The organism is uncultured Albimonas sp. (assembly GCF_963977235.1).
Classification (GTDB): Bacteria; Pseudomonadota; Alphaproteobacteria; order Rhodobacterales; family Rhodobacteraceae; genus Albimonas.
Genome location: NZ_CAXBOD010000012.1, coordinates 23676 through 39812, shown reverse-complemented (window position 1 = coordinate 39812; position 16137 = coordinate 23676). Strand labels below are relative to the sequence as shown.

The window sequence follows — 16137 nt, the reverse complement described above, 5'->3', positions numbered from 1 at the left end:
CCCGCGATGATGAGGACGGGGCGCGCGCAGGTCGCCCCCTCCGGAAGTCTCAGATCGCCAGGTACTCCTGCCGCATGGCGGCGTCGTTCAGGACCTCCTCCGCGGTCCCGTCGAAGACCACCTGGCCCATGTCCAAGATGATCGCCCGGTCGGCAAGCTGCAAGGCGGCGATGGCGTTCTGCTCGACGATCACCGTGGTGATGCCCAGTTTCTTGATCTCGGCCAGCGTCTTCTCGATCTCCTGCACGATCACCGGGGCAAGGCCCTCATAGGGCTCGTCGAGCAGCAGCAGCTTGATGTCGCGCGCCAGCGCCCGGCCGATGGCCAGCATCTGCTGCTCGCCGCCCGAGAGGGTGACCCCCTCCTGCTTGCGGCGTTCGCCAAGGCGGGGGAACAGTTCGTAGATGCGCTGGATCGACCAGCCGAGGGGCGGCTCGATCTGGGCGAGCTGCAGGTTCTCCTCGACCGTCAGGCCGGCGATGATGCGCCGGTCCTCGGGGACCAGCTGGATGCCGTGCTGGGCGGCCTCGTGGGCCTTCATCTCGTGGACCGGCTTGTGGTCCAGCCAGATCTCGCCGTGCTTGAGCTCGGGGTTCCCGGCCCGCGCGATGGTGCGCAGGGTCGAGGTCTTGCCCGCGCCGTTGCGGCCCAGCAGGGCGACGATCTCGCCCTCGTGGATGTTGAAGTTGACGCCCTGGACGATGTAGCTCTCGCCATAATAGGCGTGCAGGTCCCAGGCGGAGAAATAGGCCGGCGGGGTGCCGGCGTTGCGCGGGTTCGGGGTCTTGTGGACCTTCGCGTAGGGGTCGTCTTCGATCAGGCTCACAGGTGGGCTCCTCCGAGATAGGCTTCCTGCACCTTGGGATTGCCTTTGATGTTGCGGGGCTCGTCCTCGACGATGACGTGGCCCTGGGCGAGGACCGAGATCCGGTCGGCCAGGCTGAACACCACGTGCATGTCGTGCTCGATCACCGCCATGGTGATGGATTTCTCCTCGCCGATCCGCTTGAGCAGGTCGATGGTGGCGTTGGTGTCGGCGCGCGCCATGCCCGCGGTCGGCTCGTCGAGCAGCAGAAGCTTGGGCTCCTGCACCAGGCACATCGCCATCTCGAGGCGCCGCTTGTCCCCGCGCGAGAGGTTCTTGGCCAGCATCTCGCGGCGGTCGGCCATGGTCACGTCCTCGAGGCAGGCGATCGCCCGCTCGCGGATCTCGGCCTCGCGCGACATGCTCTCCCAGCCATGCAGGCGGAAGGCGCCGTCGCGGCTGGCGAAGGCGGGGATCATCACGTTCTCGGCCACCGTCAGATCCTCGAAGATCTCGGGGGTCTGGAACACGCGGGAGACGCCGAGCTGATTGATCTCGTGCGGCTTGCGCCCGATCAGGCTGTGGCCGTCGAAGGTCACCGTCCCGGTGTCGGGGATCAGGCGGCCGACGAAGGTGTTGAGCAGCGTCGACTTGCCCGCGCCGTTGGGGCCGATGATGGCGTGGATGCCGCCCTCCATCACCGTCAGATTGACGTCGTCGAGCGCCTTGAGACCGCCGAAGCGCTTGTTGACGTTCTGGACCTGGAGAATGGGGTTTCCCATGGCTCCCTCCCTCACTCGGCCGGGGCGGCGGCGGCGCGGGCGGCCGCCTTGTCGCCCTTGCCGCGGTTGGTGACGAGGCGGCCCAGGCGCGCCGCGCCCTCCATCAGGCCGCCGGGCAGGAAGGTCACGATGACCATGAAGATCAGGCCCAGCGTCAGGTGCCAGCCCTCGCCCACAAACAGCGACGAGACCGAGACCACCAGATGCTGCAGCGTCTCGGGCAGGAAGGACCAGAAGTCCATCAGCACGCCCTCGTTGATCGCCGAGAAGATGTTCTCGAAATACTTGATCAGACCCGCGCCCAGCACCGGGCCCAGCAGGGTGCCCGCGCCGCCGAGGATGGTCATCAGCACGACCTCGCCGGACGCGGTCCACTGCATGCGCTCGGCGCCGGCCAGCGGATCCATCGCCGCCAGCAGCCCGCCCGCGAGCCCCGCGAACATGCCCGAGATCACGAAGGCCGCCAGCGTGTACGGCCGGGTGTTCAGGCCGGTGTAGCTCATCCGGTTCTGGTTGGACTTCACCGCCTTGAGCATCATTCCGAAGGGCGAGCGGAACAGGCGCATCGAGATGTAGAAGCACCCGATCAGGATCGCCGCGCAGACGTAGAAGCCCACGTTGAACTGCACGTTCATGCCCAGCACGCTGGTCTGGACCGTGTCGATCATGTTCAGCCCGAAGAGGTTCGAGAACGGCTGCCCCGCCCCGCCCCCGTCCAGCACGCGGGGATCGTCGAGCGTGATCTGCAGCCCTGTCTCGCCGTTGGTGATCGGCGTCAGCACCGAATAGGCGAGGTTGTAGCTCATCTGCGCAAACGCGAGCGTCAGGATCGAGAAGTAGATGCCCGAGCGGCGCAGCGAGATGAAGCCGATCAGCAGGCTGAACAGCCCCCCCACGATCACCGCGAAGACGATGGCCGGGACGATGTTCATGCTCAGCAGCTTGAACATCCACACGGCCGCGTAGGAGCCCACGCCCAGGAAGGCCGCGTGGCCGAAGGAGAGATAGCCCGTCAGCCCGAACAGGATGTTGAAGCCGATCGCGAAGATTCCGTAGATCGCGAACTTCTGCAGCAGGTCGGGATACCCCGCCCCGAACGGCGCGAGGATGATCGGCCCCGCCAGGACCAGGACGGTGAAGACGGCCAGCAGGAGAAAGTCGGCGGACTTGGAGCTGGTCATGGATCAGGCCTCCATCACGCCCTTGCGGCCCAGAAGGCCCCGCGGACGGGTGAGCAGGATGACGACGGCGACCAGGTAGATGATGATCTGGTCGATGCCCGGGAGGATCTGCTTGACCTCGTTCATCGAGGCGAAGCTCTGCAGGATGCCCAGCAGGAAGCCGGCCGCGACGGCGCCGGGCAGCGAGCCCATGCCGCCGACCACGACCACGACGAAGCTGAGCACCAGGAAATCCATTCCCAGGTGGTAGTCGGGCGAAAGAATGGGCGTGTACATGACGCCCGCGAGCCCCGCGACGCAGGCGGCGAGGCCGAACATCATGGTGAAGCGCCGGTCGATGTTGATGCCCAGCAGGCCCACGGTCTCGCGGTCGGCCATGCCGGCGCGGACCACCATGCCGAAGGTGGTGAAGCGCAGGAAGCAGAACACCGCGCCGATCACGCCGGCGGCGAACAGGAAGTAGATCAGCCGCCACATCGGATAGACGATGGCGCCCGGCGCCATCCCCACCGCCGCGCCGAAATCGGCCATGCCCGAGAGCGCGTCGGGGGCGGGCTGGGGGATCGGGTTGGCGCCGAACAGGGCCTTGATGATCTCCTGCAGCACGATCGCCAGACCGAAGGTCACCAGGATCTGGTCGGCGTGGGGGCGCTTGTAGAAGTGGCGGATCAGCCCGCGCTCCATCACCAGGCCGACCAGCAGCATGAAGGGGATCGCGAGGATGATCGACACCGGCACCGACCAGTCGTTCAGCCAGTGGCCGAAATCGCCGAACCAGGCCTCGACATAGGGGGTGCGGATCTCGAGGGGCGTGCCCCAGGCGGTGGTCTCGGTGTCGGAGAGGGCGATCATCTCCATCGAGAACAGCTTGTTGATCGACACGGAGCAGAAAGCGCCCAGCATGAACAGCGCGCCATGGGCGAAGTTCACCACGCCCAGCGTGCCGAAGATGAGGGTCAGACCCAGAGCGATCATCGCGTAGGCCGAGCCCTTGTCGAGACCGTTCAGAATCTGGAGGAGGATCGCGTCCATCGCGCCGGCTCCCAATGCAGGCGGCCCGGGGGCAGGCCTTCGATTGTGTGCAAGGGTGGGGACCGTCACGCCCGGGGAGGAGACTCCAGGCGGGACGGCCCCCGATGCCGCCGCCGGAAAGCGGGCTTCCGGCGACGTTTCGTCGGGCGCGCCCCGACCCCTGGGGCGCGCCCGTCAGGCCGCGCGCGAACGCGCGCAGGCCCGGTTCGCTCAGGCGCGGATCACGCGCCCGGGTTGCACTCGCCCAGTTCGCCGCCCGCGAACATCGGGTGATCGGGGGCGTAGGTGACCTGCTCGGCCGGGGTGACGTCCACCACCTCGAGAAGGTCGAACTGCGAGGTCGGGTTCTCCTTGCCCCGCACCACCAGCACGTCCTTGAAGCACTGGTGATCCTCGGCCCGGTAGAGGGTCTTGCCGTTGCCCATCCCGTCGAACTCGTAGCCCTCGAGCGCGGCGGCGATGTCGCAGGGGTTGAACGAGCCCGCCCGCTGCGCGGCGTCGGCATAGAGCAGCGTCTGCACATAGCAGGTGTGCGCGGCCTGGGACGGCGGGAAGCCGTACTTCTGGCCGAAGGACTTCACGAAGGCCTTCGAGCCCTCGTCCTGAAGCGACCAGTGCCAGTTGGTCGAGCCGTAGATGCCCTTCACCGCCTCGCCCGCGCCCTGCGCCATCAGGCGGGAGTAGAGCGGCACCACGATCTCGAAGTTCTTGCCGCCGACTTCCTTGCCCTTCAGCCCGAACTGCACCGCCTGGGTCAGCGAGTTGACCATGTCGCGGCCGTAGTGGTTGAGGATCAGCACGTCGGCGCCCGAGTTCAGGACCGGCGTGAGATACTGCGAGAAGTCGCCCGCGCCCAGCGGCGTGCGCACCTTCTCGACCGTGGTCCAGCCGAGCGCCTCGGTGGCCGCCGCGATCGACTCCTCCTGGGTCCAGCCCCAGGTGTAGTCGGCGGTCAGGTGATAGGCCTTGCGGTCGGCGCCGTAGTTGGACTTCAGCACCGGCGCCAGCGCCGCGCCCGACATGTAGGCGTTGAAGAAGTGCCGGAAGCCGTTGGCCTTCTTGTCCTTGCCCGTGGTGTCGTTGGAGTGGGTCAGACCCGCCATGAAGATGACGCCCATCTCCTGGCACAGGCCCTGCACCGCGATCGCCACGCCCGAGGACGAGCCGCCGGTGATCATCACCGCGCTGTCACGCTCGATCATGCGCTTGGCGCTGGCGCGGGCCGCGTCGGACTTGGTCTGGGTGTCGCCGGTGACGAACTCGACCTTCTTGCCGTTGACCCCGTCCCCGCCGAGCGCCTTCGAGGAGAAGGTCGCCAGCATGCCGCCGTCGCCCTCGCCGTTGAGATGCTCGACCGCCAGCTCATAGGCGCGCAGCTCGTCGGCGCCCTCGTCGGCGTAGGCGCCGGTCTGGGGCACGTTGAAGCCCAGCGTCACCGAGGAGCCGGTCGGCTCGTTGGTGTAGGCGTAGGCCGGACGCCGCCAGACCATGGGGGCCGCAAGACCGGCGCCCGCGACCGCCGAGGTCTTCAGCAGCCCGCGGCGGCTGATGGTGAAGTTCGCCATGAATACCTCCCGAAGCATTGATTGCGCCGGTCGACGACGCTCGCCCTCCCGAGGGCCTCCCTGGCGCGCGACGTCGACCGGTCTGGGCTCATTGGCCCTGGATGAACTCTGGGTCAGCTTCGTCAAGAAGTCAACAAGTCATTGTTATCTCTGGATATTTTTGTAAATTTTTGACGTTGTGCATGTGCGAGATTGTAAATAGTCTACAGGGAGCCGCAAAAGCGCCATGATCCCAGACCCTTGCACGGGACGCATGGCGGGGTTGCGCGCAGGTGCAGCATGGAGGATGCAGGTTGCCTTCCACGATGATCGGTCTCCGCATCCGCGAGCGGCGCCGCGCGGCCGGCATGCGCCAGGCCGAGCTCGCCCGCACGATGGGAATCTCGGCGAGCTACCTCAACCTGATCGAGCGCGAGAAGCGCCGCGCCAGCCCCGACCTGGTCTCGCGCGCCGCCAGCGCGCTGGGCGTGCCCGCCGCCGAGCTCGACGGCGCGCTCGAGCGTCGACTCGCCGACCGCCTCTCCGAGATCGCGGCCGAGCCGGAGTTCGCCGACCTCGCCCTCGATCCCGACGACGCCCGCGACCTGCTGGGCCGGCATCCCGACTGGGGCCGCGCCCTGACCCGCGCCTGGGCCGCGCGGCGCGAGGCCGCCCGCCTGGTCGAGGCGCTCTCGGACCGGCTGACCCACGACCCGGTGCTCTCGGACCACCTGCACCGGATGCTGACCCATGTCGCGGCCCTGCGCTCCACCTCCGAGATCCTGGAGGACGTCGAGGACATCGACGCCCCCCAGCGCCGACGCTTCCACGAGATCCTGCTGAGCGAATCCACCCGCGCCTCGGAAGTGGCCGAGGGACTCGCCCGATTCTTCGACGAGGCCCATTCCGAAGCCCCCTCGACCCCCGTCGAGGATGTCGAGGACGCCTTCCTGGAGGCCGGCAATCGCTTCGAGACGCTGGAGCCCTCGGCCGAGGAGATCCCCGCCGACATGCACCCCGAGGCGATCTACGGGGCCCTGCGCGCCGCCCTGCCCGGCGGCGGCGCCTCGGTCGCCCCGCCCGAGGCGCCGCCGGTGGTCCGCCGCCGGGCGCTGTCGACCGCGGTGGCGCGCCGGCGCTTCGCGCAGGAGATCGAAGACGAGATCGAGGCCCGCCCCCGCCTGGGCGAGGGCGCCGCCCGCCGCCGCGCCGAGGCCGCCTTCGAGCAGTACGCAGCCGACGCCCTGATGATGCCCCGCGCGCCCTTCGAGGCGACGGGCGCGGCGCTCGGCTGGGACCTCGATGCGCTGGCCGCCAGCTTCGGAGTCGACTTCGACGCCGCCGCCCGCCGCCTGACCACCCTCGCCCGCCCCGGCGGGCCGGCGCCGCGCGCGGCCTACGCGCGGATCAACGCCGCCGGCGTCACCCTGCAGCGGCGCCTGGCGGCCGAGATCACCCTGCCCCGCCACGGCGCGGCCTGCCCGCTGTGGGCGCTCTACGGGGCGCTGTCCTCGCCCGGCCGCACCCTGCGCCAGCTCGCCGAGTTCCCCGCCGGCGAGCGGGCGGTGTTCGTGGCCCGCGCCGAGCCCGCCGACCCGCCGGCCTGGGGCCGGCCCTCGGTGCACCTCGCCTCGGTGCTGGTGCTGCCGGGCGAGACCTCGGCCGCCACCGTCTACGCCCCCCGCCCGCGCGAGCCCGCCGAGCCCGTGGGCCCCAACTGCCGCGTCTGCGCGCGCGTGGACTGCCGCCACCGCGCCGAGGATCCGGTGGTGGGCTGAGGCGCCCTCGTCCGGTCCCGCGGCCGTCATCCCATCCCTCGCCGCCCCCGCGCGGGTCCGCTTCCGCCCGCGCCGACACGGACACTCCGCGGCTCGCTCCCAACCCTCGCCGCGCCTGCGCGGGCCGGCGGCGACGTCACGCTCCCGGCCGCGTCGCGCGCGGCGTTGCAAGCGCGGCGCCCGGCGCCCCGGCCTCTGGCGGCGCCCCGCCCGCGCCGGGCCTGCGAGGGGGACGGCAGGGCGGGGCGTTGCGGACGCGCAGCGGACGCGAGGGCCGCCCGGCCGCATATTCCCTTCCGCGCCGTTCCGCACTAGAGACGCCCCATGACCGACGCCGAAGACGCCGCCCGACTCGTCCTGGCCACCCCGCCGCGCGGGGAGCTCGACGCCATCGCCGCCGCCCTGCCCGCGGCGCTGGCCACGGGACTCGTGGCCACCGTCCGCCTCGACATGCCCGGCGCCTCGGACCCCGAGCTGCGCCGCGCCGCCGACCGCCTTCGCGAGATCTGCCACGCCGCCGACGTCGCCCTGGTGATCCGCGACCATGTCGGGCTGGTCGGCCCGCTCGGCCTCGACGGCGTGCAGGTGAGCCTGCCCGGCGCCAGCCTGAAGAAGGTGCGCGCCGCCATCGGCCCCGACGCCATCCTGGGCGTGGACTGCGGCGCCTCGCGCCACGACGGCATGATCGCGGGCGAGGCCGGCGCCGACTACGTCCTCTTCGGCCCCGTGGTGCCCGAACCCGCCGCCGGCCCCGTCGAGCCCGCGCCGCTGGAGCTGTTCGAGTGGTGGGCCCAGATGATCGAGGTGCCGGTGGTGGCCGAGGGCGGGATCGACGCCGCACAGGCCGCGATCCTCGCCCCCTTCGCCGATTTCGCGGCGCCTGCGGCTTCGGTCTGGGAGGGCGACCTCGTCGCCAATCTCAAGGACATCGACGCCGCCCTGCGCGGCTGATCCCGCCGGGCCCCCGGCGCGGTCGGATCGCAGGAGGCCCCGGGTCAAGCCCAGGGCGCGCTCGGGTCCCGGCCGTGCGCGGAGGCGGACGGATTTCCCGGATCCCGCGGCCGCCGCAGACGGTCGTGCGCCCGCGCACGTTCAGGGCAGACGCGAGAGCAGCCCCTCGTTCACCGCCTGCCAGCTGGCCTGGGCCAGCTTCTTGCGGTCGGGCATCCCGGCCACCTCGATCGGCGGGTGGAACACCACCTCCGCCTCGCCCCCGAAGCTCAGCGTCAGCAGCGACCAGACGTGGGGGCCGAACTCCATGTCCGACCACCAGCCGTAGAAAGTGTCGGGCAGCGTCGTCGCCGGATTGGTCCGATACACCACCGAGACCGGCTGCACCCAGGCGACGTCGCGCAGCTCCTCGGCCGTCAGCGCCGCAAACAGGGTCGAGCGGAACGGCAGCACCCGGCGGTTGTCGGTCGAGGTCCCCTCGGGGAAGAACAGCAGCCGCTCGCCCCCCAGCATCCGCGCGCGCAGCTCCGCCTCCTGGGCCTTGGCGGCCGAGCGCTTGCGTTCGACGAACACCGTGCCGCAGACCGCCGCGATCCAGCCCACCCCCGGCCAGTCACGCACCTCGGCCTTGGAGACGAAGGTCATCCGCGCCGCGCCCACCAGCACGAAGATGTCCGACCACGAGCTGTGGTTGGCCACCAGCGCGCCGCCGTGGGCCATCGGCTCTCCGGTCACGCGGACGCTCAGACCGACGAGGCCCGCCATGGCGCGCGCCCACGCCCGCTGCACCCGATCGCGCGCGCGCAACGCGGGGACCAGACGTTCGATCCCCTTGAAGATCAGATAGATCGACAGCAGCACCCCGGTGACCAGCACCGCCAGCACCAGTCGCGCATAGGCGGCGATCACCCCCCACGCGGTCGGTCGGGGCAGCGGCGGCGGCGGCGGGCCGGCCCAGGAGAAGTCCGAGACCGGATCGCTCACGCGCCCGCGCCCTCTCCCCCGGCCTTGTCTCCGGACCCGGCGCCCGGGATCGCCATCGCCCCTCCGCGGCCTGCGGCGGGCTTGGCCTCCTTGCCGTAGAAGTCGCGATAGCGGGCGACCATCCGGGCGGTGTCCATCAGCAGGCAGACGTCGACCGTGTTGAAGTCGTGATCCACCCAGGCGCCCTCGCCCACGAAGCCGCCCAGCCGCAGGTAGGCCTTGATCAGCGCCGGGATCTGGCGCGCGGCCTGCTTGCGGTCGACCTCGTCTGCGGGCAGCAGATCCATGGCGGCGTAGTTCTCGGGCCGCGCCCGCACGCGCAGGTCCTCGGGGGCCAGGTGATTGTGATGCAGGAAGCTCAGCGCATGGGCCAGCGGCTCGGGGTCGGCCCCGTGGAACGAGGCGACGCCGAACATGATCTCGATCTTGCGGGCCGTCACGAACTCGCCCAGCCCGGTCCAGAGCAGATGCATCGCCGCCCCGCCCCGCACCTCGGCCCCGACGCAGGAGCGGCCGAGCTCGACCGCGTCGCGCCCGCAGGTCTCCAGCAGGCTCAGGTCGTATTCGGTCTGGCCGTAGAACCCGATCCCCGCCTTCGCCCGCGTGGTGGTCATGAGACGATAGGCGCCCGCGACCCGGTCAAGCGGGTCGTCGGAGCGGGTTTCCTTGTCGATCAGGATCAGGTGCTCGAAGTGGGGATCGTACTCGTCGATCTCCCGCCGCAGGGCGCGCTCCTCGTCGCTGGCGGAGGCGCCCAGCTCTTCCACGAACACTCGGTAGCGCAAACGCTGGGCGGCAGCGATATCCTGCTCGTCCCGCGCCAGGCGGACCGTGAACCGACCCGCGTCGATCTCCATTCCGAAGCTCCAGCCGCCGCGCCCGTCTCGGCGCGCGCGGCGGACCATATGCATTGCGCCGGTGCGGCGCAACGGGTCGGGGCCGACGCGCTGTCATCGAACCGTCGCAGGCGGGTGCAGGCGGGGCGCCGGTTGACAGGGGCGATCCCGCGACGGACGCTGCGTCAGTCGTAGACGACCTCAAGGTCCACGCGGGAGCCGTCGATGACCTGCTTGCCGGCGTTCTCGAAGTTGACCGTGATGCGGGCGCCGATCACCGACTGCACCTGCCCAACCCCCCAGTCCGGGGCGCCGGGCAGCTTCACGCGGTCGCCGGGTTCGAGGTGTTCATTCATTCTTAACCCTGTCCCATCAGCGTCGGGGTCCCGTATCCTGAGGAAAGGCGCGTCATGACGGACCCCTGGTCGACGGACCCCTTCGCGCGCTCGGCGCCCGCAGCGCCGGCCGCCTCGGGCGAGCGTCGGGCCGCGCCTGCCCCGCCCGAGGCCGCGCTTCCCGGCGAGGGTGCGATGGCCGGCCTTGCGCCCGAGGATTTCGCGGCGCTGCTGTGCTCGCGCATCTGCCATGACCTGATATCGCCGGTCGGAGCCATCGGCAACGGAGTCGAACTGCTGCGCGAGATCGACCGTGGCGCCGAGGGGACCGAGCTGCAGCTGATCTCGCGCAGCGCCGACATGGCCAGCGCCTACCTGCAGTTCCTGCGCATCGCCTTTGGCGCGGCGCCCCCGGGCGACCTGCTGGGCGTCCCGGCCGCCCAGCGCACCGCGCGCGCCTGGTTCGAGTTCCAGCGTCCCGACCTCGACTGGGCCGTGCAGGGAACCGAGATCACCCGCGCCGCCGCCCGGCTGATGTTCAACTTCATGCAGATCGCCGTCTCCTCCCTGCCCCGCGGCGGGCTGGTGCGGGTCGAGACGACGCCGGGCGACGCGGGCCTTGCGATCACCCTGACGGCGGAGGGGCCCACGGCCACGCCCGCGCCAGGGGCCGCCGACTGGCTGGCCGGCCGCCCGGCCGAGGCGCCCCCCGCCCCGCGGGAGGTTCACTATGTCGCCGCCGCCGCCCACGCCCGCGCCAGCGAGGCGCGGCTGGGGTTCGCCGCCGCCGAAGGCTCGCTGACGCTGACCGCGCTGCTGCCGCCCGGAATGTGATCGCGCCCCGCGCGCAAGAAGCCTCGCGCTCGCCGCCCGCACCCGGAGGCCCGGGGCTTGCTTGCTCCCGCGCCAGGCGCCCCCGCGCAGGAATCCGCCCGCGGCCCCGCCGCTTCGACGCCCCCTCCCTGAAACCCCCTCCCCGAGGCCCCGTCCCTGACGCCGCAGCCCTGCCGCGGCCCTCCGACCCCGAAGCGCGCCGGCCCGCCCCGGAGCCCCCCGAGGGGGACGGCCGGGCGGGGCGATGCGGAGCCGCAGGCGACGCGAGGGCCGCCCGCGCCGTCAGAGCGGCGTCAGGCTGTCGCGGAACTGCCGGCTGTTCTCCTGGTAGCGGCGCGCCGAATCGAGCAGCCCCGCCTTCTCGGCCTCGGTCAGCTCGCGCACCGGCTTGGCCGGCGCGCCGACGGCCATCCAGCCGTCGGGGATCTCCTTGCCCTCGGTCACCAGGGCGTTGGCGCCGATCAGGCAGCCCTTGCCGATCTTCGCCCCGTTCAGCACCGTCGCCCCCATCCCGATCAACGAACCGTCGCCGATCGTGCAGCCGTGGATGATCGCGTTGTGCCCCACCGTCACGTTCTCGCCCACGCTCAGCGGCACGCCCGGATCCGCATGGCAGATCGTGCCGTCCTGGATGTTCGAGCCTGCGCCGACGCTCAACCACTCCTTGTCCCCGCGCAGCACCGCGCCGAACCAGATCGAGACGCCCCGGCCCAGCCGCACGCTGCCCATCACATGGGCGCCGGGCGCAACCCAGACGTCGCCGTCCTCGGGCAGTTCGGGCACTCGGTCGCCAAGGGCATAGACGGTCATCGCATCCTCTCCTGAAATTCCCGGTTCAGCGCCTGCACGAAGCCCACCAGCCCCGGACGGCGCGCGCGGGCCAGCCGCTCGGCCGCCAGAATCCCGCGGATCTCGGATTCGCATCGATCCAGGTCGTCGTTGATCAACACATAGTCGTAGGCGTCCCAGTGGCTGATCTCGTCCATCGCGCGGGCCATGCGCGCGCCGATCACCTCGGCCGAATCCTGGCCCCGCGCCCGCAGCCGCCGCTCCAGCTCCGCGATCGAGGGCGGCAGGATGAACACCGACACAACCGCGTCCTTCAGGACCGAGTTGCGCAGCTGCTGCCCGCCCTGCCAGTCCACGTCGAAAATCACGTCGCGCCCCGAGGCCAGCGCCGCCTCGACCGGCGCACGCGGCGTGCCGTAGAAATTGCCGAACACCTCGGCGTGCTCCAGGAACTCGCCCGCCCCGATCATCGCCTCGAAGCGATCGCGGTCGAGGAAGTGATACTCCCGCCCGTCCTCCTCCCCCGGCCGCGGCGGGCGGGTGGTGGCCGAGACCGAGAACTCGAACCCCCCGTCGTTGGCCAGGATCCGCCGCGAGAGCGTGGATTTCCCCGCCCCCGAGGGCGAGGAGAGAATGAACAGCAGCCCCCGCCGCGCGTCCGCCGCGCGGCGGGCCTGGGCCACCGGGCTCTCGGGCGCGCGCGCAGCGCTCTGCGATCCCGTCTGGGTCTTGGTCATGTCCGCCGTGCCGGTCATCGTCGCGTCCCGCGGCCTCCCGTGACTGTCCCCGCATCCCCGCCCCCGGGGGGTCGCGCGCGGCGCAGCCGCCGCCCGCGTCGTCATTCGACGTTCTGCGCCTGCTCGCGCATCTGGTCGATCACCGTCTTCAGCTCCAGCCCCGCCGCGGTCAGCGCCGTGAAATCGGCCTTCGAGCACAGGGTGTTGGCCTCGCGGTTGAACTCCTGCACCAGGAACTCGAGGCGCCGGCCCACCGGACCCTGCGCGGCCAGCAGGTCGCGCGCGGCGGCGACGTGGGCGCGCAGGCGGTCGAGCTCCTCGCGCACGTCGCCCTTCACCGCCAGCAGCGCCAGCTCCTGAGCCAGACGTTCCGCGCCGACCTCGGCGGGCGCGCCGGCGGCGACCAGCGCCTCGACCTTGCGGGTCAGGGCCGGGCCGGCCTGCGTCGCGCGCGCGGCGGCGGCGGCTTCGGCCTCGTCGGTCAGGGAAGCGACCCGGTCGACCTGGGTCGCGAGTATCTCGCGCAGTCGCGCCCCCTCCTCGGCCCGCGCTGCGGCCAGCGACTCGAGCGCCAGCTCCCCGTCGGCGAGCATCGCGGCCTCCTGCGCCACGCGGCGGGCGGGATCGTCCTCCTCGATCTCGGCGGCCTCCAGCACGCCGGGGCGGGCCATCAGCGCCTCCACCGACAGCGGCGCGACGGCGAAGCCCGCCTCCCGCGCGGCGGCCGAGACCCGGGCGGCGGTCGCGAGCGCCGTGGCCAGCGCCGCCTCGTTGATCTGGGCCGTGACCGCCCCCGGGCGACGCGACAGCCGCAGGCTCGCCGAGACCGAGCCCCGCGCCAGCCGCGCCTTCACCGCCTCGCGGAAGGCGCGCTCGATCGCGTCGCGGCCCTCGGGCCCGTGCCAGCGCAGATCGAGCCCGCGCCCGTTCACCGAGCGCAGCTCCCACCGCCAGGTCAGCTGGGCTTCGCCCCCTTCGGCGGCGGCGAAGCCGGTCATGCTCTGCATCGGCGACCCTCTGGAAAATCGCGCGCCCGGCATTTGCGGGCGGGCGGACCATAGCCGCGGGCCGCGGGCCGGGCAACCGACCCGCGCGCCGCCGCGCGTTCCGGCCCGACGAAAACACCGTCTTCGCGCGCTCCGGTCCCCGTTAAGGACGATTAGCAAATCGTTAACCTTCTCGTCGCTCCCGTCCGGCGAAGATTCGCTGCAAATTAGAGACAGAGAGGACGGGGTGACGACGCAGGTCGACGCGCCCCGGGCCTTGGAGCAGGCGAATTTCGCGGTGGGGTCCGTGAATTCCATGAGGACTGGATCGGGACGGGTGGAAATGATAAGAAATTACCGCAAAATCGAAAGCGTCATGGACCATCCGAACACCCAGGCCCTGTACCGCTACTGGAACGACCTGAGGGCCGGCCGCGACGCGCCGTGCCGGTCGGAGGTCGACCCGCGCCGGATTTCCGGTTCGCTCGAAACGATGTTCATCCTCGAAGCCCTCGACAACGGCCAGATGCGCTTCCGGCTCGCCGGCACGCGGCTGTGCGAGTGGCTGGGCATGGAGGCCCGCGGCTGCGTCGCCGAGACGGTGATGGCGCCGGGTCACGAGGTCGAGATGCCCGACCTCGCCCGCCGGGTTCTGCGCACGCCGGGGATCGGGGTGATGAGGCTGCGGGCCCTGGACGGCGCGGGAACCGACTGGCCGGGCGAGGCGCTGCTGCTGCCGCTGCGCTCCGAGATCGGGGACCTCGCGCGGGTGATCGGCTGCGTGAACCTCGAGGCCGAGGGCCCGCGCCGCCGGGTGGCGCCGCCGCTGCGCCTGCGCTGCCTCGGCGCGCGGCTGACTCCGATCGAGACCGACCCCGAGCTGCGCCGCGAGGATCCGGAGCGTCGCTTCGCCGATCCGCTGGGCGTCGCCGATTTCACCGACGCGACCGGCTTTGCCGCGCCGACGTCGGCGTTCTCGCGGGGCGTGGGCGCGCAGGATGCGCGGCCCCGTCTGACCGCGATCGAGGGCGATGGCGCCGCCTCCGGCCCCCGGGGTGCGAGCCGTCGACCGAATCTCCGCATCGTCAAGGACTGACGGGGCGGAGCGGGGCCGGGGAACCTGGCCGCCGCCCGCCCTCCCCGATCGCCGACGCCGGGTCGCTCCCGGCGCGTTGAACCGCCCGTGGGACGCGGTTCGTCGGCGAGGCGCCAGAATGGCGCGGGAGGGCATGGGCCGCGCTGGCGCGCGTGGGGGCGCGCCGAGTTTCCCGGCTCCACCCCCGATCCGCGGCCGGATCGGGAAGCGCTCGCGGGCGTGCCGGCCCGCGGGCGCTCTTTGCCGTTTGCGAGCAGGCGCGTCAGCCGGCCGCCGCGACCGTGTCGTCAGCAGCGACGAGGGGCGGCGCAGCGATCGGAACCACGGGCGGGAGCTCAGGCGCGCGCGCCTGACGCCGTGACCGTCGGCGGGCGAAATCAGCTGCGCGGGGCCAGCGGGTCCTGCGCGTCGGGCCGATCTTCCTCGGGGTCGTCTTCGGGGTCGCCCTCGAGATCGTCTTCAGGGACGTCCTCTTCGGGCAGGTCCTCGGCGTCCGGCGCCGCGTCTGGAAGGTCAGCCTCGGGGAGGTCGGCCTCGGGGGCGACATCCGCCGGCGACTCGAGGCTCGCCTCGAGGCTCGCCTCGTCCTCCAAGTCGTCGAGCGCCTCGTCGTCCTCGTCCTCTTCGGCCAGCCCGTCCTCGGCGATCTCGCCGGCAAGCGCCCGGATCCGGCCCGCGGCCTCCTCGAGGGCGGCGAGCGCGGCCAGCTCCCCCTCCCGCGCTTCGGCGAGCGCGGCCTCGAGCTCCGAGATGCGCGAGCTCTGCACGGGATCGTCGAAGAATCCGGCCTGGGGCGCGGGCTCGGCCTGCGCGGCCGGCGCCTCGGACAGTCCGGAGAGGGCGGAGGCCTCCTCGGCCAGATGCGCGCGGAAGCGGTCGCCCAGCATCAGCGAGGCCATCAGCAGCATCCGCGTCTCGGGCAGCGCGGCGAAGCGCGTGCCGAACTGCTCGCGCAGGCTCTCGGCCTCGGCGGCGACCAGGCGGGCGGCCTCGGTCAGGTTCTCCTCCTCGCCGTCGGCGCAGGCGACGCGATAGCTGCGTCCGGCGATGGCGATGTCCAGGTCGGCCATTCAGCGGGTCTCCTCGCCCGGGGCGGCTGTGGGGAAAGCGGCGGCGGGGGGCGGTCTCAGACCACGTCGCGCAGCTCCGACAGCGCCTCCTCGATCATCGCGGCATCCTCGGCGCGAGCGGCCTTCAGCGCCTCGACCTCGGCCTTGAGGGCCTCGATCTCGCGGGCGGCGGCGGCGCGCTCGGCCAGGGCCGCGTCGCGGGCGGCGGCGGCGGCCTGCCGCTCGGCGGCCGCCGCGTCATGGGCGGCCTCGGATTCGGCCAGGCGCGACTCCATCTCCGCCACGCGCGAGAGCGCGGCCCGCGCGGTCGCCTGCGCCTCCTCCAGCAAGGGGTCGCCGTCCGCGGTCGCGGGAAAGGCCCGCGCCGCGGCCACCGCGGCCTCCAGCTCGCTCATGG

General features: G+C 71.9%; 17 protein-coding genes. 4 read left to right on the top strand and 13 right to left on the bottom strand.

Annotated features, from left to right (window positions below):
• Positions 1-49: 49 nt before the first annotated feature.
• From AAC134_RS08635 to AAC134_RS08615, 5 genes are all read right to left on the bottom strand, one after another.
• A complete protein-coding gene (locus tag AAC134_RS08635) occupies positions 50-826 on the bottom strand; it encodes an ABC transporter ATP-binding protein (RefSeq protein ID WP_339948675.1) in 777 nt (258 codons plus the stop codon).
• Entirely contained in the window at positions 823-1587 is a 765-nt protein-coding gene (locus tag AAC134_RS08630) for an ABC transporter ATP-binding protein (RefSeq protein WP_339948674.1), read from the bottom strand. The genes AAC134_RS08635 and AAC134_RS08630 overlap by 4 nt, the downstream gene beginning before the upstream one ends.
• A gap of 11 nt (positions 1588-1598) precedes the next feature.
• Positions 1599-2768: a branched-chain amino acid ABC transporter permease gene (locus AAC134_RS08625; protein WP_339948673.1), complete on the bottom strand. Its 1170-nt coding sequence runs from the start codon at positions 2766-2768 to the stop codon at positions 1599-1601.
• Between the two features lie 3 nt (positions 2769-2771).
• Positions 2772-3800, bottom strand: a complete 1029-nt coding sequence (locus AAC134_RS08620) for a branched-chain amino acid ABC transporter permease (protein ID WP_339948672.1) — start codon at positions 3798-3800, stop codon at positions 2772-2774.
• A gap of 221 nt (positions 3801-4021) precedes the next feature.
• Positions 4022-5365 carry a substrate-binding protein gene (locus AAC134_RS08615; protein WP_339948671.1) on the bottom strand — a complete coding sequence of 448 codons (1344 nt, stop codon included), beginning with the start codon at positions 5363-5365 and terminating at the stop codon, positions 4022-4024.
• Positions 5366-5658: 293 nt separating this feature from the next.
• Here AAC134_RS08615 and AAC134_RS08610 point away from each other — a divergent pair, with 293 nt between their 5' ends.
• Both AAC134_RS08610 and AAC134_RS08605 read left to right on the top strand, forming a co-directional pair.
• On the top strand, positions 5659-7122 hold the full coding sequence (locus AAC134_RS08610) for a short-chain fatty acyl-CoA regulator family protein (protein ID WP_339948670.1): 1464 nt from the start codon (positions 5659-5661) through the stop codon (positions 7120-7122).
• A 324-nt stretch (positions 7123-7446) separates the two neighbouring features.
• On the top strand, positions 7447-8073 hold the full coding sequence (locus AAC134_RS08605) for a thiamine phosphate synthase (protein WP_339948669.1): 627 nt from the start codon (positions 7447-7449) through the stop codon (positions 8071-8073).
• Between the two features lie 141 nt (positions 8074-8214).
• On the opposite strand, the gene AAC134_RS08600 is transcribed toward AAC134_RS08605, so the two are convergent.
• The 3 genes from AAC134_RS08600 to AAC134_RS08590 form a co-directional block, all read right to left on the bottom strand.
• Entirely contained in the window at positions 8215-9057 is an 843-nt protein-coding gene (locus AAC134_RS08600) for a 1-acyl-sn-glycerol-3-phosphate acyltransferase (protein WP_339948668.1), read from the bottom strand.
• Positions 9054-9914: a GNAT family N-acyltransferase gene (locus AAC134_RS08595; protein ID WP_339948667.1), complete on the bottom strand. Its 861-nt coding sequence runs from the start codon at positions 9912-9914 to the stop codon at positions 9054-9056. Before AAC134_RS08595 ends, AAC134_RS08600 begins: the two co-directional genes overlap by 4 nt.
• A 164-nt stretch (positions 9915-10078) precedes the next feature.
• A complete protein-coding gene (locus AAC134_RS08590; RefSeq protein WP_339948666.1) occupies positions 10079-10249 on the bottom strand; it encodes a DUF3553 domain-containing protein in 171 nt (56 codons plus the stop codon).
• A 54-nt stretch (positions 10250-10303) separates the two neighbouring features.
• Here AAC134_RS08590 and AAC134_RS08585 point away from each other — a divergent pair, with 54 nt between their 5' ends.
• Entirely contained in the window at positions 10304-11062 is a 759-nt protein-coding gene (locus AAC134_RS08585) for a histidine phosphotransferase family protein (protein WP_339948665.1), read from the top strand.
• 282 nt (positions 11063-11344) lie between these two features.
• Here AAC134_RS08585 and AAC134_RS08580 read toward each other — a convergent pair whose 3' ends face one another.
• The 3 genes from AAC134_RS08580 to AAC134_RS08570 all read right to left on the bottom strand — a co-directional run bounded on the left by AAC134_RS08580 (position 11345) and on the right by AAC134_RS08570 (position 13595).
• Positions 11345-11872: a gamma carbonic anhydrase family protein gene (locus AAC134_RS08580; RefSeq protein WP_339948664.1), complete on the bottom strand. Its 528-nt coding sequence runs from the start codon at positions 11870-11872 to the stop codon at positions 11345-11347.
• Positions 11869-12606: a guanylate kinase gene (gene gmk, locus AAC134_RS08575; protein ID WP_339948663.1), complete on the bottom strand. Its 738-nt coding sequence runs from the start codon at positions 12604-12606 to the stop codon at positions 11869-11871. The genes AAC134_RS08580 and gmk overlap by 4 nt, the downstream gene beginning before the upstream one ends.
• Positions 12607-12689: 83 nt before the next feature.
• Entirely contained in the window at positions 12690-13595 is a 906-nt protein-coding gene (locus AAC134_RS08570) for a YicC/YloC family endoribonuclease (RefSeq protein ID WP_339948662.1), read from the bottom strand.
• Between the two features lie 355 nt (positions 13596-13950).
• On the opposite strand from AAC134_RS08570, the gene AAC134_RS08565 reads away from it, so the two are divergent.
• The gene (locus AAC134_RS08565; protein WP_339948661.1) at positions 13951-14670 is read left to right on the top strand and encodes a PAS domain-containing protein; all 720 of its coding nucleotides are present in this window, start codon (positions 13951-13953) and stop codon (positions 14668-14670) included.
• A gap of 377 nt (positions 14671-15047) precedes the next feature.
• On the opposite strand, the gene AAC134_RS08560 is transcribed toward AAC134_RS08565, so the two are convergent.
• The gene (locus AAC134_RS08560) at positions 15048-15740 is read right to left on the bottom strand and encodes a cell division protein ZapA (protein ID WP_339948660.1); all 693 of its coding nucleotides are present in this window, start codon (positions 15738-15740) and stop codon (positions 15048-15050) included.
• A 56-nt stretch (positions 15741-15796) separates the two neighbouring features.
• The gene (locus AAC134_RS08555) at positions 15797-16135 is read right to left on the bottom strand and encodes a hypothetical protein (protein ID WP_339948659.1); all 339 of its coding nucleotides are present in this window, start codon (positions 16133-16135) and stop codon (positions 15797-15799) included.
• Between the last annotated feature and the right edge of the window lie 2 nt (positions 16136-16137).